The organism is Salinivibrio sp. SS2, assembly GCF_001722075.1.
Taxonomy (GTDB): Bacteria; Pseudomonadota; Gammaproteobacteria; order Enterobacterales; family Vibrionaceae; genus Salinivibrio; species Salinivibrio proteolyticus.
Genome location: NZ_MEBP01000128.1, coordinates 1 through 25,411 on the forward strand (window position 1 = coordinate 1; position 25,411 = coordinate 25,411).

Here is a 25,411-nt window from a genome sequence, read left to right on the forward strand (position 1 = left end):
GCTTAATTCACATGCATTACGCCGATTGGCGGGTTTTTTGTCATCATCGGTGCTCGGCACAACCTTTTCAGGTTTTATGAGAGCACGTTTTTCCTAACGCTCACGCATTATGCCTTGTCGAGCATGTTACGCCTTGTCGAGCATATAGTTGTCTGGCATCTCGATACGGGCGACGCCAGTTTCAACCGCTGCAAGTGCCACCGCGCGAGCCACGCGTGGCAATAAGCGTGCATCCATTGGCTTAGGAATAATGTAATCCGGGCCAAAATGCAGCGCATCAACACCTGCCGCGTCCAATACCGATTGTGGGACAGGCTCTTTCGCCAAACCACGGATCGCCTCAACGGCCGCCAGTTTCATTGCATCATTAATTTCACTGGCACGCACATCCAACGCGCCACGGAAAATAAACGGGAAGCAGAGTACGTTGTTGACTTGGTTTGGATAATCCGAGCGCCCTGTTCCCATGATCAAATCATCACGGACTTGATGCGCGACCTCTGGATTAATTTCAGGGTCTGGGTTCGAGCAGGCAAAAACAACCGGCTTATCGGCCATCAGTTTTAGTGCCTCCGGCGAGAGCAAGTCTGGCCCTGACACACCCACAAACAAATCAGCGCCCTCAATCACATCTTCGAGAGTACGTTTGTCGGTATTGTTGGCAAACAATTGCTTGTACTTATTGATGTCGTCACGACGGGTGTGGATCACGCCTTTGCGATCCAGCATGTAGATTTTTTCGCGTTGCGCGCCACATTTGATCAATAGCTCCATGCAGGCAACAGCCGCTGCACCAGCACCAAGGCACACAATGGTGGCTTCACGAATATCTTTGCCTTGCAGCTCAAGGGCATTCAGCATACCCGCCGCGGTAACAATCGCGGTACCGTGCTGATCATCGTGAAAAACAGGCACTTCACAACGTTCAATCAGCTGTTTTTCAATTTCAAAGCAATCCGGCGCTTTGATGTCTTCAAGGTTAATGCCCCCAAAGGTATCCGCGATGTTCGCAACGGTATCCACGAATTCATCGATAGTACGGTGTTTGACTTCAATGTCGATCGAGTCCAAGCCAGCAAAACGCTTGAACAATAAAGCTTTACCTTCCATGACGGGCTTTGAGGCCATTGGCCCTAAGTTACCCAATCCCAAAATGGCGGTACCGTTTGAGATCACCGCAACCATGTTGCCCTTTGCGGTGTATTGATACACAGCGTCTGGGTTTTGAGCGATTTCACGGACCGGCTCTGCAACGCCTGGGCTGTATGCCAACGCCAGATCCGCCGCCGAGTCAGCAGGCTTGCTCAATTCAACAGAGATTTTTCCGGGAGTAGGGTATGCATGATAATCCAGCGCTTGCTGGCGTTTATCGTCCGACATGTAGTGTTCCTAGTTATTATCGTGAAGGGATGCACCAATATCAGCTGGGAAGGCTGCTGATATCAGCAACGCTATACTCAAACCACAGGGTAGATTCGAGCAAGATAAACGATGTTAACGCAGTGGCTAAAGGTCCACCAGTCTAAAACGGCCCCGAACGTTAACCTCCGACCTCTAGACGTTAAAAAGGTGACGACGGGATCAAAAAAGGGGCGCTTTCGCACCCCTTTTTCGCATTCGGCTGTTAGCGGCTTATTTTTTGCTGCTAAGGGCACCGAAACGCTTCTTAAAGCGGTCAACACGACCACCGGTGTCAACGATACGTTGCTTACCAGTGTAGAATGGGTGACATTTGTCACACACGTCTAGGTTGATGTCTTTACCAAGAGTGGTGTTGAACGCGAATTCGTTACCGCAAGAACACTTAGCAGTGACAGCTTTGTACTCTGGATGGATACCAGCTTTCATAGGGATAACCTCATAGTGAAGGCCGTGTCGCTCTCCCGATCCTAAGCCGGGCACCACACGTCGTTAACAAACATTTTCTAAGGCGCGCAATTCTAATCAAGCGACCTCGATTTCGCAACTTTTTTGTTCAGTCGCCCATCACCTTGTATCCAACAACAAGGCTTTGCCTACCTGGGTCAAGCCGTTACACTGAGCGTCTTGTTAGCCGATAAGATGTTGTGATGGAACAGTTTGCACAAGTGGCCTTACCGGTCCCGCTGGCGAAAACTTTTGATTACCGGATTACCGAACACGTCCCTGTGGTGGGAGCACGTGTGAAGGTGCCTTTTGGTCGCCAGCATAAGGTCGGCATTGTCACTGCCATCACCACCACTCCTAGTGTTGCCGCCCATCAGGTCAAGGCGATCACTGAGGTATTGGATGACGCGCCACTTTGGACTCCTGCCGTCTATCACCTGTTGCAATGGGCAAGTCGCTTTTATCATCATCCACTTGGCGATGCGATGGGCGCCGTGATGCCGACGCTACTGCGCAAAGGTCGACCCGCAGCGCTCAAGCAGCAAAAATGGTGGCAATTGACCGAAGCCGGACAGAATCAACCGGTGACCGGGCTTACCCGCGCGCCAAAGCAAGCGCGTGTGTTAACCCTGCTCACTCACGGCCCTACCCCGCATGCCGACCTCGTGGAGCAAGACATTACCCCCGCTGTGATTAATACCTTGGTGGACAAAGGCTGGATCGCGCCTTACACCCCACCGCTTGAAGGCAAAGCTTGGGCACGGCATTTTGCCATCAGTGAAGACAAGCCCTCACTGAACCATGAACAAGCCATGGCCGTTGCCACCATCAACGCCAGCGATGGCTTTGCCTGTGTGCTTTTAGAAGGTATTACCGGCTCGGGCAAAACCGAAGTGTATTTAAACGTCTTAGAGCCGGTTTTAGCGCGTGGCGAGCAGGCGTTAATATTGGTGCCCGAAATTGGCCTCACCCCACAGACCATCCGCCGATTCGAACGCCGCTTTAACGTCCCGGTTACCGTGATGCATTCGGGGCTCAATGATACGGAGCGACTCAGCGCGTGGCTGGCGGCTCGCGACAATCAAGCTGCAATTGTGATTGGAACACGCTCAGCACTTTTCACCCCGATGGCGAACCTTGGCATCATCATTATTGATGAGGAGCACGATCCCTCATATAAGCAGCAAGACAGCTTTCGCTACCATGCACGCGATCTGGCGGTAATGCGCGGTCATGAGGAAAAGATACCTGTAGTGCTCGGTTCGGCAACACCGTCGTTGGAAACGCTACACAATGCACAAACGGGAAAATACCAATACTTACGCTTAACCCAACGTCCGGGTAATGCAGTCACCGCCCGCCAAGGGGTGCTCGACATCAAAGGCCACCATCTTGAGGCGGGCTTATCGGCGCCCTTAATTGCCGAAATGCGTCAGCATCTTCAGCAGGGAAATCAGGTGATGTTGTTTTTAAACCGCCGTGGTTATGCGCCTGCAATGATGTGTCACGAATGTGGCTGGCTCGCCAGTTGTCAACGCTGTGATGCCTACTACACCCTCCACCAACAGCACCAAGAGTTACGCTGCCACCATTGCGGGCATCAAAAACGCGTGCCGCCCCAATGTGGGGATTGTGGTTCGACACAGCTGATCAGTGTGGGCGTGGGGACCGAGCAACTCGAAGCCCAGCTGGGCGAACTGTTTCCCGACTACAACACGGTCCGTATCGATCGCGACAATACCCGACGCAAAGGCAGCCTAGAGAGCTATCTCGCCGGCATCGAAAAAGGTGAGTATCAAATCCTACTCGGCACCCAAATGCTTGCGAAAGGTCATCACTTTCCCAATGTCACCTTAGTGGCGCTTGTCGATGTGGATGGTGCCTTGTTCAGTAATGACTTCCGTGCCCCAGAGCGTCTCGCGCAGTTGATGGTACAAGTCGCCGGGCGAGCTGGCCGCGCCAGCAAACCCGGTACGGTGATTTTACAAACCCACCACCCTGAGCACAGTCTCATTCAAGCGCTGATCCACAAGGGTTATCAGGCGTTTGCTGACTCTGCATTGGCAGAACGTCGCCAAGCGTGGCTGCCCCCTTATACCTTCTTAAGCCTGTTTCGTGCCGAAGGGCATGAGGACAACAGCGTGCAGCAATTTTTACAGCAAGTCCGACAAACCTTGGCCGCCTCACCCATTCAACATGATGAGGTACACATTATGGGGCCGATGCCTGCGCCGATGGCGCGACGCGCAGGGCGTTATCGCTGGCAACTGCTGATCCAGGCACCGTCACGAAAAGTGATGCAACAATGGCTCACCGTTGCCTTGCCCGTCATCCAACAATTGCCCTTGTCACGCAAAGTTAGATGGTCATTAGATGTTGAGCCGCAAGACCTTTCTTAACATCCCCTTGCATTAAAGCGACGTAGATCACGGTTTCTTTGCAATAAGTGTTAGCTTGTTCGTATTTATATGGGCCAAGCCTAGGTAGAATACCTTCGCAAATTGACGCATCCTAGACAGGTCAGAGGAGTGAATAACTTACTGATCTGACTAACCCAGACAACAAGAGGACTGTCATTATGGCGACAATGAAGGACGTTGCCCACATTGCCGGTGTATCTACTGCCACGGTCTCACGCGCACTGATGAACCCTGAAAAGGTGTCTGCATCCACGCGTAAGAAGGTCGAACAGGCCGTGGTTGAAGCTGGCTACTCCCCCAATTCACTCGCGCGCAATCTTCGCCGCAATGAGTCTAAGACCATTGTCGCGATCATTCCGGATATCTGCGATCCCTACTTTAGTGAGATCATTCGCGGTATCGAAGAAGCGGCGATGGAACACGGCTACTTGGTCTTGCTTGGCGACAGCGCCCAGCAGCAAAACCGTGAAAACTCCTTTGTGAATTTAGTCTTTACCAAGCAAGCCGACGGCATGCTGCTCTTGGGCACGGATGTCCCATTTGATGTCAGCAAGCCAGAGCAAAAGAATCTTCCCCCTTTGGTGATGGCCTGTGAATATGCGCCAGAGCTTGAGTTGCCTACCGTGCATATCGACAACCTCACCGCGGCGTTCGAGGCAGTCAACTACCTTACCCAAGTGGGGCATACCCGTATTGCCAACATTACCGGCGCAACCCATACGGCACTGACACAGTTCCGCACCCAAGGCTACCAGCAAGCACTGCGCCGAGCTGGGATCACGGTTAACCCCGCCTACAGTGTGACTGGGGATTTCAGTTTTGCGTCTGGAGCTCGGGCCATGACAAGCCTGTTATCCCTGCCTGAGCCCCCCACCGCCGTATTCTGTCATTGTGATGTGATGGCAGTGGGTGCCATGCAGCAGGCAAAACGCTTAGGCATGCGTGTGCCGCAAGATATTTCTATTGTCGGCTTTGATGACATTCAATTCGCTGAGTACTGCGATCCACCGCTTACCACGGTATCACAGCCTCGCTATGACATTGGTCGTCAAGCAATGCTGATGTTACTCAGTATCTTACGCGGACGAGATGTGAACGCTGGCTCTCGCTTATTGGATGCCAAATTGGTGATCCGTGAGAGTGTCGCGCCCCCGTCTCGATAGTAAGACTAGTCAGCACGGGTTGAAGCCAGTAACATGAGCGCTTTACTGGCTTCTTGATTTGATTATTTGCTGTGGCAACTCGTGATTACGTCAAACGTGGCAAAGCGCCACGCAAAAAAAATTCCCGTCGCCAACCACCGGCTCGTAAAGGTTTCCCGCTAAAATGGGCACTGCTTGCGATCGCGCTCGTGGGCGCGTTTGGCTATGGTTTATACCTTTTGAGCCAAACCGATACGCCGGCGCCAACGCAACCTCAGCAACCCACTGCGCCGGCAAAGCCTCAGCCGAAAAGCACCTTGCCTGAAAAGCCCAAAGAAAAATGGAGCTACATCGAAGAGCTGGAAAGCAAAAAGGTGGAGGTTGAAGCGAAAGAAATTCCTCAATCAACCCGTCCTTACCTGATGCAATGTGGCGCGTACCGCAGCCGCGAACAAGCCAGTGAGCGTAAAGCGATGATTGCGTTTCAAGGCCTTGAAAGCCAAATCAAAGTCAGCCAAGGCGAAAAAGGCGCTTGGTACCGTGTGGTGCTCGGCCCTTACCCACGTAAACGCCAAGCTGAGCGAGATCGCAACATGCTACGTCGTGCGGGTATCGAACCCTGCGCCATCTGGTATTGGGAATAATCCGTTTGTCCTGCTCTACCGGTCCGTTTTTTAGTCGGACCGGTAAGGCATCGGTGGCAAGACAGCGCGAGGAAATATTACCACTCCCCTTGAAAACCCTCGTCCGCGGCCCAAACTCTTAAGGTAATCACCCATCTGGTGCACCAGAAACAAACAAAGAGGTTCCCGTGACTACAATCGTCTCCGTTCGCCGCGAAGGTAAAGTGGTCATTGCTGGCGATGGCCAAGTCTCCCTTGGTAACACTGTCATGAAAGGCAATGCACGCAAAGTTCGCCGTTTATATAACGGCCAAGTATTAGCTGGTTTTGCTGGCGGTACGGCGGATGCCTTCACCCTATTTGAGCGCTTTGAACGCAAGCTCGAATTGCATCAAGGCCATCTCACCAAAGCGGCGGTTGAACTCGCCAAAGAGTGGCGTACCGATCGCGCCCTACGCCGGCTCGAAGCCTTGTTGGCGGTGGCGGATGAAACCGCGTCACTGATCATCACTGGTAACGGCGACGTGGTCGAGCCTGAGCGTGATCTCATTGCGATTGGCTCGGGTGGCAACTTTGCGCAAGCCGCCGCTGTCGCCATGCTCGAAAATACAGAACTAGGCGCCCGAGAAATTGCCGAAAAAGCCCTCGCGATCGCTGGTGACATTTGTGTGTTCACCAACCAGCATCACACCATCGAAGAACTCGAGAGTAAATAACAGGATTTGTCATGTCTGAAATGACTCCACGCGAAATTGTGCATGAGCTTGACCGCCATATTATCGGCCAAGATAAAGCCAAACGTGCGGTGGCGATCGCACTGCGTAACCGCTGGCGCCGTATGCAGCTGCCAGAAGATCTGCGTGCGGAAGTCACGCCGAAAAACATCCTTATGATTGGCCCGACGGGTGTGGGTAAAACCGAGATTGCTCGCCGTCTGGCGCGCCTTGCCAATGCGCCTTTCATAAAAGTCGAAGCGACCAAGTTCACCGAAGTCGGTTATGTGGGTAAAGAAGTGGAAACCATTATTCGCGATCTCGCGGATGTGGCGATGAACATGACCCAACAGCAAGCGATGGAGAAAGTGAAATTCCATGCTGAAGAGCAAGCGGAAGAGCGCATCCTCGATATCTTGCTGCCACCAGCCCGTGACGCTTGGGGGCAAAATGAAGCCAGTCAGGAAGACTCTTCAACCCGTCAAAACTTCCGCAAAAAGCTGCGTGAAGGCAAACTCGACGATAAAGAAGTAGAAGTCGACGTTGCCGCTCCACAAATGGGCGTTGAGATTATGTCGCCTCCCGGCATGGAAGAAATGACCAACCAGCTACAAGGCATGTTCCAAAACTTGGCAGGCAACACCACCAAAAAGCGTAAGATGAAAATCAAAGACGCGATGAAGGTGTTGACCGAAGAGGAAGCAGCCAAGCTGGTCAATCATGATGACATCAAAGAGCAAGCCATTCATGCGGTGGAAAACAATGGCATCGTCTTTATTGATGAAATCGATAAAATTTGTAAATCCGGTAACACCAGCGGCGGTGACGTATCGCGCGAAGGGGTGCAACGTGATCTACTGCCGTTAGTGGAAGGCAGTACGGTCTCAACCAAACACGGCATGATCAAAACTGATCATATCCTGTTTATCGCCTCAGGCGCATTCCAAGTGTCACGTCCGTCTGATCTGATCCCAGAGCTGCAAGGCCGTCTGCCAATCCGTGTTGAGCTTGAAGCCCTATCAACCCATGACTTTAAGCGTATCCTCACTGAACCAAACGCCTCGCTCACCCAGCAATATACCGCCTTGCTGAAAACCGAAGAGATTGATCTGGCGTTTGAAGAAAGTGGTATCGATGAGCTCGCTTCTGCCGCTTGGCGCGTGAACGAGAAAACCGAAAACATCGGTGCTCGTCGTCTGCATACACTGATGGAGCGTTTGATGGAAGACGTCTCGTACGAAGCCAGCGAGCGCGCCGGTCAAAGTGTGACAGTGGATGCCGAGTACGTGCGTAGCCACCTTGAAGAGCTGGTGGATGACGAAGATCTCAGCCGCTTTATTCTCTAATCTATGCCGATATCAAGGGCAGCAAACGCTGCCCTTTTTTGCATAAAAGTTTGCGCTGACGCAAACGGAAGTCGAATTTCCCCACCCTGCCCGTTGCCCACTTACACGCTTAAGCGATAATGGCGATATTGTCTGTTCGTCGAGAGTGTCTGTATGACTCAATCCACTTTGGCTATTTGGCTTGATGCCGCTCGGCCCAAGACCTTGCCCCTTGCCATTACCTCTATTTTATGTGGCAGCGCGGTCGCCGCCTCACAAGGGCGTCTTTCTTGGTCGATTAGCGCCATGGCCTTGGTCACCGCGTTATTACTGCAGATCTTGTCTAACCTCGCCAATGATTATGGCGATGCGGTGAAAGGGACAGATAACGCCGCGCGCCTAGGCCCGATGCGCGCTATTCAGTCAGGGCACGTGAGTATCGCTACCATGCGGCGTGCGCTCATCCTCAACGTGCTACTAACGCTCATTAGTGGTGGCAGTTTAATTGCCATTGCCTGCCAACAACCCACTGATATCGTCAGTTTTCTGCTACTCGGTGTCATGGCCATTGTGGCGGCCATTACCTACACCGTGGGCAATAAACCCTATGGCTATCGTGGGCTGGGGGATCTCTCCGTGTTGATGTTTTTCGGTTGGCTGGGTGTCGCTGGGACTTACTATTTACAAGTTGGACACATTGACTCGCTAGTTATCCTCCCCGCCACCGCATGCGGCTTACTCGCAGTGGGAGTGCTCAACATCAATAACCTACGCGACATTGATAACGATCGCGCCTGTGGCAAACATACGCTTGTGGTACGGTTAGGCCCACATCGCGGTCGCCAGTATCATGTAATTTTGCTTGCCAGTGCCGTGGTTTGCTATTCGCTGTTTGCCGCGCTCACCTTCCAAGCTTGGCTGGGATGGTTGTTTCTCGCCGGCGTTCCCTTATTGATTCGCCATGGCCGTGAAGTGTATCAAGCCGCAAGCGCCACCGCATTGCGTCCTATGATGGGAAACATGGTACGTTGTGCATTGGTCACCAATGGCCTTTTTATGACCGGTATGCTGTTAGTGTAATCAGGGCACAGATTGTCCCCTTTTGCATTGCAAAGCCTTATCGGCCCGTTATACTTGGACTAGCCTTGTTGGCAACCGCATGTTGTCAGCCTTTTTCTGCCTCAACAAGAAGTTAGACTATGGAATACAATACCTCGGAACTATGCGACATGTATCTTGAACAAGTGGATGTCGTGGAGCCAATGTTTAGCTCTTACGGGGGCCGCAGTGCGTTTGGTGGCCAGATTACAACCGTTAAATGCTTTGAGGATAATGGCCTTATCCGCGAGCTTGCTGAACAAGACGGTCAGCAACGGATCATGTTGATTGATGGCGGTGGCTCACTGCGCCGTGCGTTGATTGATGGCGAAATTGCACAGCTTGCTGCTGATAACGATTGGGCAGGTATGATTGTGTATGGCTGCGTCCGTGATGTTGACACCATTGATGAGATTGATATCGGTATTCAAGCACTGGCATCGATTCCGGTCGGCGCGGATGAACAAGGCACAGGGGAAACCGACGTTCCCGTCAACTTTGGCGGTGTGACTTTCCTCCCGGACGATCATGTCTATGCAGATACAACCGGCGTGATCCTCTCACCCGACGCGCTCACCATGGATAGCGTCGACGTTGATGACGAGGAAGACGACGACTAATACGTCGCCTCACCCAGATAGAAAAACAGAGCCAATCGGCTCTGTTTTTGTTTATTCGACGTTCTCAATCTTGCCCAGCAAGCTACGAATACGGTTTTGCCACGCTTCTTGCTCTTCACGCAGTTTGGCGTTTTCTTGCTCGAGGCTTTCACGGCTTTCTTTCACCGAGGCTGCATCACGCTCTAGCGCGTCATTCTTTTCTTTCAGCTCTTCGATTTCCATTTGCAGCAGCGAAATGGTATCCACCGCCATTTGTACTTTTGCTTCGAGTTGTTCTAATACTTCCAATGACATCAAGGCCACCTTATTTCTGACGATTGATCCCGTTACTACTGACATCAGCAGCAACCCGTGCAACGTGATTGTGCACCCCGCTGTTATTGTACCGAGCGCACGCTAGACTGCCACTGTTCTCGCGCCTTGCCAACGCACAAGTGCACAAAAATCCAGCATATTTGGTGTTATTCCTGATCCGCCTGACGTGTATTTCCACATATCCTCTGCTCACAGGCGTACGCAAACGTTTTCTATTTCTGGTAAACTGGCGCGCGCTCACTGGGCTGACCAGTTTTTGTGGCTTTTATCTTGGAGTACTCATGAAACGCGATCTCGCACTGGCTTTCTCTCGTGTCACCGAAGGCGCCGCCCTTGCCGGTTATAAATGGCTGGGCCGTGGCGATAAAAATGCAGCGGATGGTGCAGCCGTTGCCGTGATGCGTACCTTACTGAACCTCACCGAGATTGATGGTGAAATTGTGATTGGCGAGGGCGAAATAGACGACGCGCCGATGCTCTATATCGGTGAACAAGTCGGCTTGGGCGGCGACGCGGTCGATATTGCCGTCGATCCGATTGAAGGCACACGCATGACGGCCATGGGGCAAGCGAATGCCCTGGCGGTACTGGCCGCCGGCGAGAAAGGTAGCTTTTTAAAAGCGCCGGATATGTACATGGAGAAACTGGTAGTGGGACCGGGCGCCAAAGGTGCCATTGACCTGCACAAGCCCCTGCTCGAGAACTTAGAAAATATCGCCATCGCCCTAGGCAAAACCCTAGATACGCTGGTCGTCGCCACCTTGGCAAAGCCTCGTCATGACGCGATCATCGCCACTATGCAGCAACGCGGGATCCGAGTTTTCGCCTTTCCCGATGGCGACGTGGCCGCCTCAATTCTTACCTGCATGCCTGAAAGCGAAGTAGATGTGATGGTCGGCATTGGCGGTGCGCCGGAAGGTGTGGTGTCAGCCGCCGTTATTCGCGCCCTAGGCGGCGACATGCAAGGACGTTTGCTCCCTCGCCACGAAGTCAAAAACGATACCCCAGAGAACCGCGCTTTTGGTGAGCAAGAATTAGCCCGTTGCCAAGAAATGGGGATCCAAGCCCACCAAGTACTGACGTTGTCCGACATGGCAAGCAGCGATAACGTTGTCTTTGCCGCCACTGGGATCACCAAAGGGGACTTGCTAGATGGCATTAGTCGTCAAGGCGATCTGGCCACCACAGAAACCCTGGTGGTACGCGGTCAATGTCGTACCATACGCCGCATCCGCTCGACCCACTATTTAAGCCGTAAAGACGACGCCATCAAGCATCACATCTTATAACTCAGCGGGCAGCCAATGTGCTGCCCTGACTGGTCAAGTGGATTGATTTCGATTACCCTTTTATAAACACTTTGCTTTATTTAGTTGTGTGCTGCTGGGCAGCGTATTGGGGTAATCACTATCACTACCATCAAGTCTACCGATCGCATTCTCGATACCCTTAAACGAGAAGGCAGTGTCAGCGCAAAAACCCTCGCGCAATCGCTGGGGATGACCACGATGGGCGTGCGCCAACACTTACAGAGCCTTGAGCGAGACGGGCTGGTTGATTTCGAAGATGTGCGCGCCAAAGTGGGTCGCCCCACCCGCCACTGGTCGCTCACCGCCAGTGGTCATAGCCGTTTTGCAGACAGTCATAACGATCTGTCGATCACCTTGATTGACTCCGTCCAAGACGTGTTTGGCGAGCAGGGCGTCGAAAAAGTGATCGCGCAACGAGAAGCGCGAACCCTTGCGCAATATCAAGATGCACTAAAAGATTGCGATAATTTAGAGGCTAAATTGCAAACCTTGGCGTATCTTAGAGAGAGCGAGGGGTATATGGCCGAGCTCCAACAGGATGGCGCCGACTACATATTGATTGAACATCACTGCCCTATCTGCCACGCAGCCAAAACGTGTCCGGCGCTTTGCCGTTCAGAAATACAATTATTTCAACGCCTTTTAGGTAATGCTTACCGTATCGAGCGCGAAGAGCACATCGTGTCCGGGCAACGTCGCTGTACATATCGAATCGGAGAAAAGACGTGAGGAGGTAATATGGCCACTTGGATCAAGGCTGAAGTTGTGGAGAACCAACATTGGACGAAGGATCTCTTCAGCCTGGTGTTATCCGCCCCTATTGAACCCTTTACCGCCGGCCAGTTTACAAAACTGGGGATGGAGATCGACGGTAAACTCATTCAACGCGCCTACTCGTTTGTTAACCCTCCTCAAAGTAAGTATCACGAAGTCTATGCCACACGTGTCGCCGATGGACTCATGTCGCCGCGACTGCATGCGCTAGAGCCGGGTGAAACCGTGATGATCACCAAAGATCCCGCGGGCTACTTCACCTTGGATGAAGTGCCGCAAGGCCAACATTTGTGGATGCTCGCCACCGGTACCGCCATTGGTCCTTATCTGTCGATTATGGAGCAAGGGGATGTTTGGTCACGGTTTAGAAAGGTTATCTTGGTGCATGCGGTAAGATTCGCGGCGGATCTGACCTATCAAGCACGCATCAACGCACTGCAAGAAAAATACCCCGATCAGTTAGTCGTGCAACCGTTCGTGAGTCGCGAGCCCACCGCGGGCGCCCTTTCTGGACGGATCACCCATGCGTTGGAAGATGGCTTGCTCGAACGTGTGGTTGGGCTACCTCTTCAGCCCGACCATAGTCAAGTGATGCTGTGCGGGAACCCGGCGATGGTCAAAGAAGTGAAGAGCATTTTGGAAGGCAAAGGATTAAGCAAAAACCTACGCCGTAAGCCCGGTAACATTACTACCGAGCACTATTGGTAAGTCGTTGCGCCCCTTTGCTGGGGTGCATACGGTAACCCGTTGTATTTTTATGGTTAAAAATAAGCACTAAAAAGCGGTCATTTTTCAGGGGATTGTTTGTGCCACAGTCTGCTTTCCCATTCAGAGCGCCAAGTGACTCAGACACCCTGAATTTGATCCCCCCACGCCCCCGACTCATAGTTATTCATACGCCTTGGTAATGCGGTCATCTGACCGACGGCGTACAAAGGAGTAACTTATGAAGACGCTACCTTCTTTTGATGAACTGGCCGCTTTGGCTCAGTCCGATCCAAAAGCTTTAGAAGCTTTGCGCCTCAAGATGAGTGAAGAAGTGATTGCCAATGCCTCACATGCCACGCAACCACAGCTCCACGCCATGCTAAGCCACATCAACCGCGTGATAGAACATGGCAAAAACCCACTGCACGTAAACGTGATGTTATTTCAAGCGCTGTCAAAGCAATACTCACGCTTTGCCACCGCCTTTGAATCACCCGAATCGCTACGTAGCCACAACGCTGAAATCATGGACTTTCGCGTCGGCCAAGCCGCACGCCAAAGCGCACGCGCAAGCGAATAACGCCCAAATCGGCTCGGGTGGAACGTCCACCCGTTACCGCCTTACCATCGGTTAAACCACAGCCGACGCGACCCGCTTGCTGTAGCTTTTGGTTTCCATATCACGAATTTCAACCGTTAAACTGCTCACGTGACTAGCATGACGGGATAACACGTCAACCAGCGCTTGGCTAATGGCTTGCTTTTGCGCCACCGTTCGCCCATCGAGCAAGCGAAATTCGACATGAATAAAATCGCCACGGTCTGCTTGTTCTCCAACCCGCCATACGCCGCAGGGCACGGCTCGCGACTTTAGCGCCGCCGGCTCAAACACCTCACTGGCGATGGCGGCTTGATGTAAGGCCTCCACCACCTGATCGATGTTCACTCGTTCAGAAACCGATTCTGTGTATTCCATGATTAAATGCGGCATCACACACTCCTTGTCATTGAGAAAGGCTATGGTGCCGGATTTTTCACCACCACTCTAGCGAGACCATCACAGTTCACTGGCCAGACGTGCCACAAAATGATGAAAATTTACTACTTAGCGGTTCACTTTTGCCAATAAAACGCGTAAAAACGAAGGCATTCTCGCCATTCTATGATTTTAAACAGAGAAGGCCGCGCTACAATAGACTACCTTCTTTACATCTTTTGACTTCAAATCAACTAAACCGCGGAGGAATTCCTATGCGCCGTCCATTGGTAATGGGTAACTGGAAACTCAATGGCAGCAAAGCCATGGTCACTGAACTGCTTAACGGCCTGAACGCTGAACTTAAAGGCGTGGAAGGTGTAGACGTTGCTGTTGCGCCACCGGTCATGTATTTGGCTCAAGCCGAACAACTGCTGGCAGACAGCGCCATTAAGCTTGGTGCGCAAAACGTCGACACACACAACAGCGGCGCATTCACCGGTGATATCTCTGCAGAGATGCTGAAAGACTTTGGTGCCACCCATATTATTATCGGCCACTCAGAGCGTCGTGAATATCACCAAGAATCTGACGAATTTGTCGCGCAGAAATTCGCTTTCTTGAAAGAAAATGGCCTCACGCCAGTACTTTGTATCGGTGAGTCCGAAGCACAAAACGAAGCGGGCGAAACCCTTGCTGTCTGTGCACGTCAGCTTGACGCAGTGATCCAATCACAAGGTGTTGAAGCGCTGAACGGTGCGATCATTGCCTATGAACCTATTTGGGCGATCGGTACTGGTAAAGCTGCGACGGCAGAACAGGCTCAAGAAATCCACGCGGCCATTCGTAAGCACATTGCGTCTTACAGCGAAGACGTCGCAAGCAAGGTTGTGATTCAGTACGGCGGCTCAGTAAAAGCAGGAAATGCTGCAGAGCTATTCGCGATGCCGGATATCGACGGCGCGCTAGTTGGCGGTGCCGCGCTTGACGCAGCGGGCTTTGCCGCTATCGCTAAAGCAGCGGCTGACGCGAAAAAAGCGTAAGCGACTGACGCTAAACGTCTAACAAAACGTCCCCAACCTGGGGACGTTTTTTATTGTGCGCCGGCAAACCCTAATTGCCGCCACGCTTCATAGCCAATAATGGCCACGGCATTAGACAGGTTTAGGCTACGTGCCTCTGGCTGCATGGGAATGCGCAACCGCTGCGCGTCTGGCAATGCTTGGATCAACGCATCAGGCAAGCCGCGCGTTTCTGGCCCAAACAACAACACATCACCATCCGCAAACGTCGCCTCAGTGTGAAACTGGGTGGCTTTGGTGGTACACGCAAAGATCCGACGACCCGCCATCGCGCTTGCAAACGCCGCATAGTCTTTATGACGTGTCACTCGAGCAAGATCGTGATAATCCAGTCCCGCACGACGGACTTTCTTTTCTTCCAGATCAAAGCCAAGCGGCTCAATCAAATGCAAGTTCGCACCACAGTTGGCACAAAGACGAATGATATTCCCCGTATTGGGGGCAATTTCAGGCTCGTAAAGCGCTATATCAAACATGAGAGTTCATTACCAAAGTAAGCAAGGCAGGTATTGTCGCAACCGCTAGTAGATTGCGCAATATTAACCACTCGGCCATTGCAAGCGCACCACGAGTCCACCTTGTGGATGGTTCGCGGCACTGACTTGGCCACCATGTTGCTGTACGGCTTGTGCAGTAATCGCCAGCCCCAGCCCAGTCCCGCCCGATTGACGGTCTCGCGCGGCAGACACGCGATAAAAGGGGCGGAAAATATCAGTCAGCATTGTCTCAGGGACGCCGGGGCCATCGTCCTGAATCTCAATATGTAACCCCGCTTGCTCGCTCATAACCGATAGGCAGACATGTTTATTGGCGTAGCGAATCGCATTACGCAGCACATTGTCGAGCGCACTGCGGGCTAAGCGCACATTGACGGTTAATGCGACATCAGGAAAGGGAGTCGCCTCGATCTGCTTACCCTGCTGCCCCGCTTCAAATTGGGCATCGTCAACAACCGATTGCCAGAGTGCTTGAGCACTGATGGATTCGCGTTCAAGGTGTCCTTGCGATTGCAATCGTGACAAGGTGAGTAGCTCGCTGATCAAGGCTTCCAATTGGCTCGCTTCCCGTTCAATCCGCGCTAATACTTCGCTATCGCCCAATTCACGCGCGGCCAAGGCGCGTGCCATTTGTAATCGGGTCAAGGGTGAGCGCAACTCATGGGAAATATCCGACACCAGTTGTTGCTGCCCAGTCACCATCTGATTGAGCGCGGTCACCATTTGGTTAAAGCCTCGACCTGCGTCGCGAAACTCTTTGGGGCCTTGCTCAAGGGTAGGATCAATCACCAACTGCCCCTTTGCGACCCGCTGACTCGCCGTTTGAAACCGCCGTGCGGGACGCGTCAAGGTATATGCCAACCAAAGCAACAAAGGCGTACTGACCAACATGGTCACCACTAATAAGTGCTGTGGTTTTTCCAAAATTTTAAGCACAAACGGCAGCTTGGGTTGCCAACGCCGAGCATGATAAAAGGTTCCGGCTTCACGCGCGGTAGTGACGGGGAACGGGCCGGCTAACATATTGCGGTGATAAAGGCGCTGCATCGGCGCATCAGTGTCGGTGGTTTGCGATATAAAATGGCGTAATTCGCGTGGCAAAGATCCGAATGTCGCGCTATCAGGCACCCAATACAACTTATAGGGCGTGCGACGATGACCGCGATGTTGATTCTGACGTGCAACCATCACCGCAATTGGAATATCACGCTGTTGTGCGATCGCTACCAATTGTTCCAGTTGGGCTTGGATACGAGCTTTTTCCGGCGAGGGAATGGCATGCAAGCTACGCGGATCCTCTCGCTGTGCCCAAATAACCGCCGCCAGCACCGCCAGCAGCGTCAGCCAGAAAATGATAAAAACCCGTCCATATAAGCTTCCGAGAAAGGGCACCCGAGACCAGCGCTCGGCGAGCTGGCGACGCCAGAGACCTAGTCGACCCATAGATAGCCCTTACCTCTTAGAGTTTTAATCCTAGGTTTGCCATCAAGGCGCTCTGGCAGCTTCTTACGCAAATTGGAAATATGCACATCGACTGCACGGTCAAAGGGCATTAGTCGCTTTCCTAGCACCTGCTCACTCAATAAGGCTTTACTTACCACTTCACCGGGGTGATGAAGCAAACAGGCCAACATTTCGGTTTCCATACCGGTCAACGCCACGGGTTTATCTTGGCACAACGTCTCTAATCGACGCGGGTACACTCGCACATCATGATGGGCCAGTACCGGCTCATCTTCAGGCGGTGCCGACTCTGCGCTTACGACCTGCGTTCGGCGCAAAATGGCCCGCATCCGCGCCAGCAGTTCGCGATCGCTAAAGGGTTTGGCCAAATAGTCATCCGCCCCCAGCTCGAGCCCCATCACTCGGTCTACTTCTTCTCCCCGCGCCGTGAGCATCAATATCGCGACGTTGGATGTGGCGCGCAGCTGACGCAAGGTTTCCATGCCGTTCAAAACCGGCATCATCACATCAAGTAAAATAATGTCAGGGGGCGAGGCACTCGCCATCTCAAGGCCAGCTTGGCCATTATCCGCACAACGCACCGAAAATCCCTCCAGTGAGAGCAGCTCACTGAGTAAATCCGTCAGTGCGGTATCATCATCGATGATCAAAACCTCTTGCATGGCAATCAGACTCTCTGCCCATTATCAATTAGCCGTATTTCTATCATAGCTACGCCCGCGGGTGAGTGACTTTACCCATCTTTACACCGAATAACGTGACTTTACATCCCAGCCCGTAAGCTAAACAGGTAACCACTCACCACTGGAGAAAAATAATGAAACGTTTCACTATCGGCCTGGCAATAGCCGCCATTGCCCTGCCCACCCTCGCCGCTCCTCACTTTAGCGATGGCCTGGACCGCAGGATGTGGCGAGATCTGGATTTAACCGAGGCTCAACAAAATCAACTCCAAGCTCTGCGTGATGAGTACCGCACTCAACGTCAGCAGGCACGCGGCGACGTTCAAGCCAAGATGAAAACCTTACTGACCCAAGACACCTTTGATGAGCAAGCGGTGCGCGATTTATTGTCGGCTCAGCCACAGCCGAATATTGAACGCCGCGTGGCCCATGCACGTCATCAACACGCGATGATGCAGGTGCTCACCCCAGAGCAGCAAACTGCGTTCTTTGACGCCATGCATAAAAAGCATGATAAACAAGGCAAAGGGCAGCGTCGTCATCACGGTAAAAAAGGCGATTGTTCACGTTAAACCTGCGCCGTGTCATACGTTTGCCGTGAATGAGATATATACTGAGGGCAGACTTGATTAACCTGCTGCCCTTGGTATGACAAAAAAGTATGCCTTCTGGGTTGAGGCCGCTGCTTGGGCCGCAACCTGCGTCGCCACCCTATTGCTGATCGCCAAGCTGATTGCTTGGTGGCTGACCGGCTCGGTCAGTGTGCTCGCCTCCTTCGTGGACTCGCTACTCGACTTGCTTGCCTCATTAACCAACTTAGTCGTGGTGCGTTATGCCGTGCAACCGGCTGACAATGAACACAGCTTTGGCCATGGTAAGGCTGAGTCATTAGCCGCCTTAGCTCAATCAACCTTTATTGTCGGTTCGGCCTCGTTTTTGCTGCTCAGTGGGCTTGAACGTTTGTTCAAGCCTGTACCCATTGCAGCCCCTGAACTCGGGGTAGCCGTGAGTGTGGGGGCCACGCTCGTGACTTTGGGGTTGGTGCTATTTCAAAAGTGGGTGATCCGTAAAACCGCGAGCCCCGCGATTCGTGCCGATGCGCTGCACTATCAGTCAGATTTGCTGATGAATGTGGCGATCATTGTTGCACTGGTCCTCAGTTGGTATGGGTGGACACAAGCCGACGCCTGGTTCGCGATTGGGATCAGTGGCTTTATTTTGTGGCAAGCAATCAAAATGGCTTATGAGGCAGTCCAGTCCTTACTCGACCGGCAAATTCCGCTTGATGATCAGGAACGCATCGCTGTGCTTTCAAGCTCTGTTGCAGGAGTGCGGGGGATCCACCAACTGCGTACACGCCAAGCTGGGATGACAACGTTTATCCAACTGCACATTGAGCTGGATGACGAGCTACCCTTAGTAGATGCACATACGATTGCCGATGAAGTGGAAGACCGATTACTCATTGCATTTCCCGGTGCGGATATCATGATCCACCAAGATCCCGTATCCGTGGTGAACAAAGAGCGCGTACAATTCTCGTCATCGGCGGTGAACAAAAGCCCACAGGGCTGACATGTATCAACTTTTTAGCGACAGTAATTGTAATACTATTACAGAAGTAGGAAAATTACAGTCTAAGCAACAGTCGTTGCGGGTTCACTGGGGCAAATAGGTTGCCATTACCGCAATCGGCGCGAACTAATTGACCAAAAGTCAGAGGGTAACCATGGTTAGAAAAATTGGTGTTTTGACCAGTGGCGGCGATGCGCCGGGCATGAATGCAGCGATTCGTGGAGTGGTGCGTAGCGCACTCACCGAAGGACTCGAAGTTTACGGCATCTATGATGGCTTTCTCGGTTTACACCAAAACCGCATTGAGCGTCTTAACCGCACCAGTGTTTCCGACGTAATTAACCGCGGCGGTACGTTTTTAGGCTCAGCCCGCTTCCCGGAGTTCGCGGACGAGAAAGTACGTGAACAAGCGATCCAAAACCTCAAGATGCACGGTATTGATGCACTGGTGGTAATTGGTGGCGACGGCTCATTCATGGGCGCCAAGAAGCTTACTGAAATGGGCTATCCTTGTATCGGCCTACCCGGCACCATTGACAACGATGTAGCCGGTACTGACTACACCATCGGTTACATGACCGCCTTGAACACCGTTATCGATGCGATTGACCGTCTGCGCGATACCTCATCCTCTCACCAACGTATCTCGATTGTCGAAGTGATGGGCCGCCATTGTGGTGATCTCACCTTGATGGCATCCGTTGCGGGTGGCTGCGAATACATCATTACCCCAGAGACTGGCTTGGATAAAGACAAACTGCTGTCGAAAATCAAAGAAGGGATCTACAAGGGTAAGAAACACGCCATTGTCGCTATCACAGAATTGATGACCGACGTAAACGAACTGGCGAAGTTTATCGAGACCGAAACCGGCCGCGAGACCCGTGCAACCATCTTGGGCCACATCCAGCGTGGCGGCCAACCGGGTGCTTTTGACCGTATTTTGGCATCCCGCATGGGTGCATATGCCGTCGATCTTCTCCAGCAAGGTGAAGGTGGCCGTTGTGTGGGTATTCAGAACGATAAAATGGTGCATCACGACATCATCGACGCTATTGAAAACATGAAGCGTCCATTCCGCCAAGATTTGTACGAAGTAGCAGAAAAGCTGTTTTAATCTCGTTCAATATGCGAACAAAAACGGAGCCAGTGGCTCCGTTTTTTTATCGGCTAGATTAGATCCCATCACCAGAGATAAAGGTTTTATGCGAGCCGTTGAATTCTTGGTCCATATCCAAAGACGGCATATGCGAGCTGGGTCGGCCCACAATTTTCGCCGGCACACCGGCCACGGTGGTATGGGGCGGAACGGGGTTGAGCACCACAGAGCAGGAGCCGATTTTCGCGCCTTCGCCAATATCGATATTGCCTAAAATCTTCGCCCCTGCGCCAATCATCACCCCTGTGCGGACTTTTGGATGGCGATCGCCACCTTCTTTACCAGTACCGCCCAAGGTCACGTCTTGTAGGATAGAGACATCGTCTTCAATCACCGCGGTTTCGCCGATCACAATGCCGGTGGCATGGTCAAACATAATGCCACGCCCGATACAGGCTGCAGGGTGCACATCGACTTGGCATGTCACCGAGATTTGGTTTTGAAGATAGGTGGCGAGCTCCTTACGACCCTGACGCCATAACCAATTCGCGACGCGAAAGCCTTGCAACGCATGAAAACCTTTTAGGTATAAAAGTGGCGTTGAATATAGCTCCACCGCGGGATCACGCTCTACCGTGGCACAAATATCGCAGGCGGCTGACTCCGTCACGCAAGCATCATTGGCATAGACTTCTTCGATGACCTCTCGCACCGCCATCGACGGCATCGACGGGGTCGATAGCTTGTTCGCCAAAATATAACTTAACGCACTGGCAAGGTTGTCGTGCTTGATAATGGTGGCATGGTAAAAACTCGCCAACATCGGCTCGCGTTCAGCATGCTCGCGCGCTTCCTTTTTCACCGCTTGCCATACGCGGTGTTGCTGGCATTCTTTTCTGGCCTTATTCACTGCCTTCGTCCTTACAAAAATGACCTACAACCAGGACGTATACACGTCCAGTGCCACTGCCAGTGTATAAAAAAAACGCGCGGTTCTCACCCCGCGCGTTTTAGTTTGCACTCGCTGGGCGATTATTCCGACTTTTTCTCTCGTGCGAGCAAGTCTTTTGCCGCTTGCTGGGCCGCTTTACCTTGGTAAAGGACTTGATAGATTTGCTCGACAATCGGCATTTCCACACCTGCACGTTGCGCTAGCGCCCATACTTCTTTGGTGTTGCGGTAGCCTTCAACCACTTGACCAATCTTATCTTGCGCGTCTTGAACGCCCTCGTCCTGCCCGAGCGCTAAGCCAAAGCGACGATTTCGAGATTGGTTGTCGGTACAGGTGAGCACCAAATCACCGAGCCCAGCCATACCCATAAAGGTATCGCGTGACGCACCCAGCGCCTCCCCCAAGCGTGTCATTTCAGCAAGCCCTCGGGTGATCAGTGCGGTGCGCGCATTGGCGCCAAAGCCAATCCCATCGGAGATACCAGCGCCAATCGCAATCACATTCTTCACCGCACCGCCAAGCTGCATGCCGATGAAGTCGTGGTTGCCATAAACGCGAAAGCTGTGCTGACAGTGAATGGTATCTTGTAAGTCACTCACAAATGTTGCATCCGGAGAGGCCACCGAAATCGCGGTAGGCAAGCCCGCCGCCAGCTCTTTGGCGAAGGTGGGACCCGACAAGACCGCAAGCGGGATATTATCGCCCAGTTGTTCCCGAGCCACCTCTTGTAAAAGGCGTCCGGTTTCTGGCTCAAGCCCTTTAGTTGCCCAACACACGCGAGAATCAGCGCGTAGGTAAGGCTTCACCTTACCCAGCACATCACCAAAGACGTGGCTGGGTACCACAACAAGTAGATCGCGGCTGGCATTCACTGCCACCGCTAAGTCAGCACACAAGATCAATGAGTCCGGAAACGCGATGTCAGGCAAAAACGCCTGATTGGCACGATCCGTTTCAAGCTGCGCGATATGCAGGGGATCATGGCCCCACAACACGACATTGGCACCGTTTCTGGCGAGTGAAATCGCCAGTGCTGTGCCGTAAGAGCCTGCGCCTAGTACGGTGATTGCAGCGTCTTGTGTCGGTGCCAACGTGGTCATGGCCAATCCTTACGCTTGCGCGTCTTCGGTTTTTTGCTCGTCAGCTTGCTGTTGCAGATAGTTCATGAACAGCGCATCAAAGTTAACAGGAGCAAGGTTCAATTGCGGGAAGGTGCCTTTGACGACCAAGCTTGAAATGGTTTCACGGGCATACGGGAAAAGAATATTCGGGCAGAATGCGCCCAAGCAGTGTGCCAATTGTGGCGCTTCCATGCCAGTCACCGAGAAAATACCGCCTTGCTGCACTTCACAAAGGAAGGCATTGCTGTCTTGGTTTTTCACTGTCACCGTGAGGCGCAGAACCACTTCATAAATGCCTTCGCCTAGCTCACGGCTTTGCGTGTCGAGATCCAAGTTAACGTCTGGCGCCCAATCTTGTTGGAACACTTCCGGAGAGTTTGGCGCTTCGAAAGACACATCTTTCAAAAACACACGTTGGATAGCGAAATTTTGCTCGGCTTGTTGATTGGTTTCTGCTTCAGCCATGATGGTTAATCCTTACTTTAAATTGGCTCAATGTGCCCAGCACATTAAAAAAAGCGAGCCGCCGCGTCATGCGACCGCTCGATATTTGAGTTGATGATCACTTTTTCTTCTTGGTTTTGCCCTTGCTGCTTTTGGCGCGAACCAGTGGCATATTGGCATCATTCCAAGAGGTGAGACCATCTTTAAGTACATACACAGTGTCAAACCCAGCTTTGACTAGCTGGTTTGCGCTTTCTGCCGCCGTTTGACCTGTTTTACATACCACAATGATGGGGGCATTTTTGTGTTTTTCAAGCTCACCCAGTGAGTTCGATTTGATTTCACTCGGCAAGAGGTTGATCGCACCAGTGATGTGGCCAGCACGGTACTCATCACGACTACGGATATCGACAAACACACCGTTTTCACGGTTGGTAATAATCGCCGCTTGGTTCGGCGCAACCACTTTGTATGCCGCGGTTTTCTGCTTAATTAAGGACATTAGCAGTGCTGCGGCTAAACCTACCCATGCCAAAGTGAGGAGCATGTTGTTGGAGACGAAATCGATATATTCCTGCATAATCTTTGCTCTATACTGCTTGCTGACTCGCGTCGCGAGAATCCATCAAGGGGTGAAAAATGGTGTCGAGTATAACTTGCTCGCCATGGTTTTACAGCCTGTCCGCGTAAATCCGCGCGCTCGCTCACTTGCCAGATGACTAGCACGGTTTTCCCCACCCGCTCAATAACTTGAAAAGAAAGAAGGTTTCACCAATAGCAGAAATCGAGCAAAGCCATTCGCAAGCCGGCTGGATCTTCGCCATAATGAGGGGACTCAAGGGGCATTGGCAAGCCTAACGGTCAACTTGTCAGCAGGGATAATTGATCTTAGCCTACATATCGCGGCGTAAAATGTAGTAAAATTACGCTCATTCAATGACCATTGAGTCATGCTGCTGCTCAGCTCGGGTCGGCATCAAGCCTCAGTGGTTGTCTTATGGCAGCCAATGTCAGTCTTTAGCTTGAATTGAGAGGACGTAATATGTCTGCAAAAAAACCACTCGCACTGGTGATTCTCGATGGTTGGGGTTATCGCGATCCGCAAAGCGATAATGCGATCACCAACGCCAACACCCCGGTACTCGATAGCCTGATGGCCGCTAACAGCACCTTGATCTCTGCATCAGGTTTCGATGTGGGCCTGCCGGACGGGCAAATGGGTAACTCAGAAGTGGGACACGTGAACATTGGTGCTGGCCGCGTGGTTTACCAAGACTTGACTCGGATCACCAAAGCCATTGCAGATGGTGAGTTTAACCAAACGCCAGCGCTGACTGCTGCCGTTGATAAAGCGGTAGACAAAGGTAAAGCGGTTCACATTATGGGTCTGATGTCACCAGGCGGTGTACACAGTCATGAAGACCATATTGCGGCTATGGTTGAGCTTGCCGCTGAACGCGGTGCCGACCAAATCTACCTGCACTGCTTCCTCGACGGGCGTGATACGCCACCACGTAGCGCCAAAGCATCACTTGAGCGTTTTGATACCCTGTTTGCCAAACTCGGTAAAGGCCGCATTGCATCTTTGGTGGGCCGTTACTACGCGATGGACCGAGACAACAACTGGGACCGTGTTGAGCGCGCTTATGACTTGCTTACCCAAGCTCATGGCGAGTTCACTGCCACCAGCGCGGTTGAGGGCCTAGAGGCTGCGTACGCCCGTGAAGAAAACGATGAGTTTGTCGCGCCGACCGAAATTTATCGCGACGGTGACAATAAAGCGACTATCAACGACGGTGATGCAGTCATCTTCATGAACTTCCGTGCCGACCGTGCGCGTCAAATGACCCGCGCCTTTATGCCGGATTTCGATGGCTTTACGCGTAAAAAATACGCTGAGCTGTCTGACTTTGTGATGCTGACAGAATATGCAGCCGACATCGATACCACGGTCGCTTTCCCACCGGAGAGCTTGTCTAACACCTTGGGTGAGTGGCTCTCGAAAAACGGTAAAACCCAGCTGCGCATCTCTGAAACTGAGAAGTACGCTCACGTGACTTTCTTCTTTAACGGTGGTATCGAGACCGTGTTTGAAGGCGAAGAACGTGCGTTGGTTGCCTCACCAAAAGTGGCAACCTACGATCTGCAGCCTGAAATGAGCTCAGAAGAGTTGACCGACAAGCTTGTTGCGGCGATCAAATCTGGCAAGTTCGATATGATCATCTGTAACTACCCGAACGGCGACATGGTCGGCCACACTGGCGTGTACGATGCCGCGGTGAAGGCATGTGAAGCGGTAGACCATTGCATTGGTCGCGTGCTGGAAGCGATTAAAGAAGTGGACGGTCAGATGCTGATTACCGCCGACCACGGTAACGCCGAGATGATGGTGGATCCAAACACTGGTGGCGCTTACACCGCGCACACCAATTTGCCAGTGCCACTGATGTATGTGGGCAGCAAAGACATCACGTTGAAAGAAGGCGGCAAGCTGTCTGATCTGGCCCCAACCATGCTGGCCTTGACCGGTATGGAGATCCCAGAAGAGATGACTGGCAAGCCGTTGTTCGATCTGAAATAATCTCCTCATGCGGGAGAAACGAA

General features: G+C 52.4%; 27 protein-coding genes. 16 read left to right on the forward strand and 11 right to left on the reverse strand.

All coding sequences use genetic code 11. The annotated features are described in order from the left end of the window. Positions 1–126: 126 nt before the first annotated feature. Together BGK46_RS15605 and rpmE are read right to left on the reverse strand one after the other, a co-directional pair. Positions 127–1,380, reverse strand: a complete 1,254-nt coding sequence (locus tag BGK46_RS15605; protein ID WP_069590824.1) for a malic enzyme-like NAD(P)-binding protein — start codon at positions 1,378–1,380, stop codon at positions 127–129. A 252-nt stretch (positions 1,381–1,632) separates the two neighbouring features. Then, a complete protein-coding gene (gene rpmE, locus BGK46_RS15610; protein WP_069590826.1) occupies positions 1,633–1,848 on the reverse strand; it encodes a 50S ribosomal protein L31 in 216 nt (71 codons plus the stop codon). A 218-nt stretch (positions 1,849–2,066) separates the two neighbouring features. Here rpmE and priA point away from each other — a divergent pair, with 218 nt between their 5' ends. The 7 genes from priA to rraA all read left to right on the forward strand — a co-directional run bounded on the left by priA (position 2,067) and on the right by rraA (position 9,807). Beyond that, complete coding sequence (priA, locus tag BGK46_RS15615) at positions 2,067–4,265, forward strand: primosomal protein N' (RefSeq protein WP_069590828.1); 2,199 nt, start codon at positions 2,067–2,069, stop codon at positions 4,263–4,265. 146 nt (positions 4,266–4,411) lie between these two features. Further along, complete coding sequence (cytR, locus tag BGK46_RS15620) at positions 4,412–5,449, forward strand: DNA-binding transcriptional regulator CytR (protein WP_256388328.1); 1,038 nt, start codon at positions 4,412–4,414, stop codon at positions 5,447–5,449. Between the two features lie 71 nt (positions 5,450–5,520). Further along, a complete protein-coding gene (locus BGK46_RS15625; protein WP_069590832.1) occupies positions 5,521–6,072 on the forward strand; it encodes an SPOR domain-containing protein in 552 nt (183 codons plus the stop codon). Between the two features lie 167 nt (positions 6,073–6,239). Further along, entirely contained in the window at positions 6,240–6,767 is a 528-nt protein-coding gene (gene hslV / locus BGK46_RS15630; RefSeq protein WP_069590834.1) for an ATP-dependent protease subunit HslV, read from the forward strand. A gap of 11 nt (positions 6,768–6,778) precedes the next feature. Continuing rightward, on the forward strand, positions 6,779–8,110 hold the full coding sequence (gene hslU, locus BGK46_RS15635; RefSeq protein WP_069590835.1) for an HslU--HslV peptidase ATPase subunit: 1,332 nt from the start codon (positions 6,779–6,781) through the stop codon (positions 8,108–8,110). 153 nt (positions 8,111–8,263) lie between these two features. Continuing rightward, positions 8,264–9,169 (forward strand): 1,4-dihydroxy-2-naphthoate polyprenyltransferase, encoded by a 906-nt coding sequence (locus tag BGK46_RS15640; RefSeq protein ID WP_069590837.1) that lies wholly within the window; start codon positions 8,264–8,266, stop codon positions 9,167–9,169. A gap of 119 nt (positions 9,170–9,288) precedes the next feature. Continuing rightward, positions 9,289–9,807, forward strand: a complete 519-nt coding sequence (gene rraA, locus BGK46_RS15645; RefSeq protein ID WP_069590839.1) for a ribonuclease E activity regulator RraA — start codon at positions 9,289–9,291, stop codon at positions 9,805–9,807. A gap of 51 nt (positions 9,808–9,858) precedes the next feature. On the opposite strand, the gene zapB is transcribed toward rraA, so the two are convergent. Continuing rightward, entirely contained in the window at positions 9,859–10,101 is a 243-nt protein-coding gene (zapB, locus tag BGK46_RS15650; protein WP_069590841.1) for a cell division protein ZapB, read from the reverse strand. Positions 10,102–10,403: 302 nt separating this feature from the next. On the opposite strand from zapB, the gene glpX reads away from it, so the two are divergent. From glpX to BGK46_RS15670, 4 genes are all read left to right on the forward strand, one after another. Continuing rightward, the gene (gene glpX, locus BGK46_RS15655; RefSeq protein WP_069590843.1) at positions 10,404–11,411 is read left to right on the forward strand and encodes a class II fructose-bisphosphatase; all 1,008 of its coding nucleotides are present in this window, start codon (positions 10,404–10,406) and stop codon (positions 11,409–11,411) included. Between the two features lie 129 nt (positions 11,412–11,540). Then, the gene (locus tag BGK46_RS15660) at positions 11,541–12,161 is read left to right on the forward strand and encodes a helix-turn-helix transcriptional regulator (protein WP_069590905.1); all 621 of its coding nucleotides are present in this window, start codon (positions 11,541–11,543) and stop codon (positions 12,159–12,161) included. Positions 12,162–12,170: 9 nt separating this feature from the next. Further along, positions 12,171–12,914, forward strand: a complete 744-nt coding sequence (locus BGK46_RS15665; protein ID WP_069590846.1) for a ferredoxin--NADP reductase — start codon at positions 12,171–12,173, stop codon at positions 12,912–12,914. 238 nt (positions 12,915–13,152) lie between these two features. After that, positions 13,153–13,494 carry a DUF3135 domain-containing protein gene (locus tag BGK46_RS15670; RefSeq protein ID WP_069590849.1) on the forward strand — a complete coding sequence of 114 codons (342 nt, stop codon included), beginning with the start codon at positions 13,153–13,155 and terminating at the stop codon, positions 13,492–13,494. 51 nt (positions 13,495–13,545) lie between these two features. Here the strand turns inward: BGK46_RS15670 and BGK46_RS15675 are convergent, their stop codons facing one another. After that, positions 13,546–13,905 carry a 5-carboxymethyl-2-hydroxymuconate Delta-isomerase gene (locus BGK46_RS15675; RefSeq protein ID WP_069590851.1) on the reverse strand — a complete coding sequence of 120 codons (360 nt, stop codon included), beginning with the start codon at positions 13,903–13,905 and terminating at the stop codon, positions 13,546–13,548. A gap of 260 nt (positions 13,906–14,165) precedes the next feature. On the opposite strand from BGK46_RS15675, the gene tpiA reads away from it, so the two are divergent. Next, positions 14,166–14,933: a triose-phosphate isomerase gene (gene tpiA / locus BGK46_RS15680; protein WP_069590852.1), complete on the forward strand. Its 768-nt coding sequence runs from the start codon at positions 14,166–14,168 to the stop codon at positions 14,931–14,933. 50 nt (positions 14,934–14,983) lie between these two features. On the opposite strand, the gene BGK46_RS15685 is transcribed toward tpiA, so the two are convergent. The 3 genes from BGK46_RS15685 to BGK46_RS15695 all read right to left on the reverse strand — a co-directional run bounded on the left by BGK46_RS15685 (position 14,984) and on the right by BGK46_RS15695 (position 17,595). Further along, positions 14,984–15,448 carry a tRNA (cytidine(34)-2'-O)-methyltransferase gene (locus BGK46_RS15685; protein WP_069590854.1) on the reverse strand — a complete coding sequence of 155 codons (465 nt, stop codon included), beginning with the start codon at positions 15,446–15,448 and terminating at the stop codon, positions 14,984–14,986. A 63-nt stretch (positions 15,449–15,511) separates the two neighbouring features. Beyond that, entirely contained in the window at positions 15,512–16,912 is a 1,401-nt protein-coding gene (gene cpxA / locus BGK46_RS15690; RefSeq protein WP_069590855.1) for an envelope stress sensor histidine kinase CpxA, read from the reverse strand. Continuing rightward, positions 16,900–17,595, reverse strand: a complete 696-nt coding sequence (locus BGK46_RS15695; protein ID WP_069590857.1) for a response regulator — start codon at positions 17,593–17,595, stop codon at positions 16,900–16,902. The genes cpxA and BGK46_RS15695 overlap by 13 nt, the downstream gene beginning before the upstream one ends. Before the next feature lie 155 nt (positions 17,596–17,750). Between BGK46_RS15695 and BGK46_RS15700 the strand changes: the two genes are divergently transcribed. From BGK46_RS15700 to pfkA, 3 genes are all read left to right on the forward strand, one after another. Continuing rightward, positions 17,751–18,188: a Spy/CpxP family protein refolding chaperone gene (locus BGK46_RS15700; protein WP_069590859.1), complete on the forward strand. Its 438-nt coding sequence runs from the start codon at positions 17,751–17,753 to the stop codon at positions 18,186–18,188. A gap of 76 nt (positions 18,189–18,264) precedes the next feature. Then, on the forward strand, positions 18,265–19,191 hold the full coding sequence (fieF, locus tag BGK46_RS15705; protein WP_069590861.1) for a CDF family cation-efflux transporter FieF: 927 nt from the start codon (positions 18,265–18,267) through the stop codon (positions 19,189–19,191). A gap of 154 nt (positions 19,192–19,345) precedes the next feature. Continuing rightward, positions 19,346–20,308, forward strand: a complete 963-nt coding sequence (gene pfkA / locus BGK46_RS15710) for a 6-phosphofructokinase (RefSeq protein WP_069590862.1) — start codon at positions 19,346–19,348, stop codon at positions 20,306–20,308. A gap of 58 nt (positions 20,309–20,366) precedes the next feature. On the opposite strand, the gene cysE is transcribed toward pfkA, so the two are convergent. The 4 genes from cysE to BGK46_RS15730 all read right to left on the reverse strand — a co-directional run bounded on the left by cysE (position 20,367) and on the right by BGK46_RS15730 (position 23,387). Further along, a complete protein-coding gene (cysE, locus tag BGK46_RS15715) occupies positions 20,367–21,200 on the reverse strand; it encodes a serine O-acetyltransferase (protein WP_069590864.1) in 834 nt (277 codons plus the stop codon). 122 nt (positions 21,201–21,322) lie between these two features. Continuing rightward, complete coding sequence (gene gpsA / locus BGK46_RS15720; RefSeq protein ID WP_069590866.1) at positions 21,323–22,342, reverse strand: NAD(P)H-dependent glycerol-3-phosphate dehydrogenase; 1,020 nt, start codon at positions 22,340–22,342, stop codon at positions 21,323–21,325. 9 nt (positions 22,343–22,351) lie between these two features. Beyond that, on the reverse strand, positions 22,352–22,828 hold the full coding sequence (gene secB, locus BGK46_RS15725) for a protein-export chaperone SecB (protein WP_069590868.1): 477 nt from the start codon (positions 22,826–22,828) through the stop codon (positions 22,352–22,354). A gap of 97 nt (positions 22,829–22,925) precedes the next feature. After that, complete coding sequence (locus tag BGK46_RS15730; protein WP_069590870.1) at positions 22,926–23,387, reverse strand: rhodanese-like domain-containing protein; 462 nt, start codon at positions 23,385–23,387, stop codon at positions 22,926–22,928. A 462-nt stretch (positions 23,388–23,849) separates the two neighbouring features. On the opposite strand from BGK46_RS15730, the gene gpmM reads away from it, so the two are divergent. Beyond that, positions 23,850–25,388 carry a 2,3-bisphosphoglycerate-independent phosphoglycerate mutase gene (gpmM, locus tag BGK46_RS15735; protein ID WP_069590871.1) on the forward strand — a complete coding sequence of 513 codons (1,539 nt, stop codon included), beginning with the start codon at positions 23,850–23,852 and terminating at the stop codon, positions 25,386–25,388. Positions 25,389–25,411: the final 23 nt, after the last annotated feature.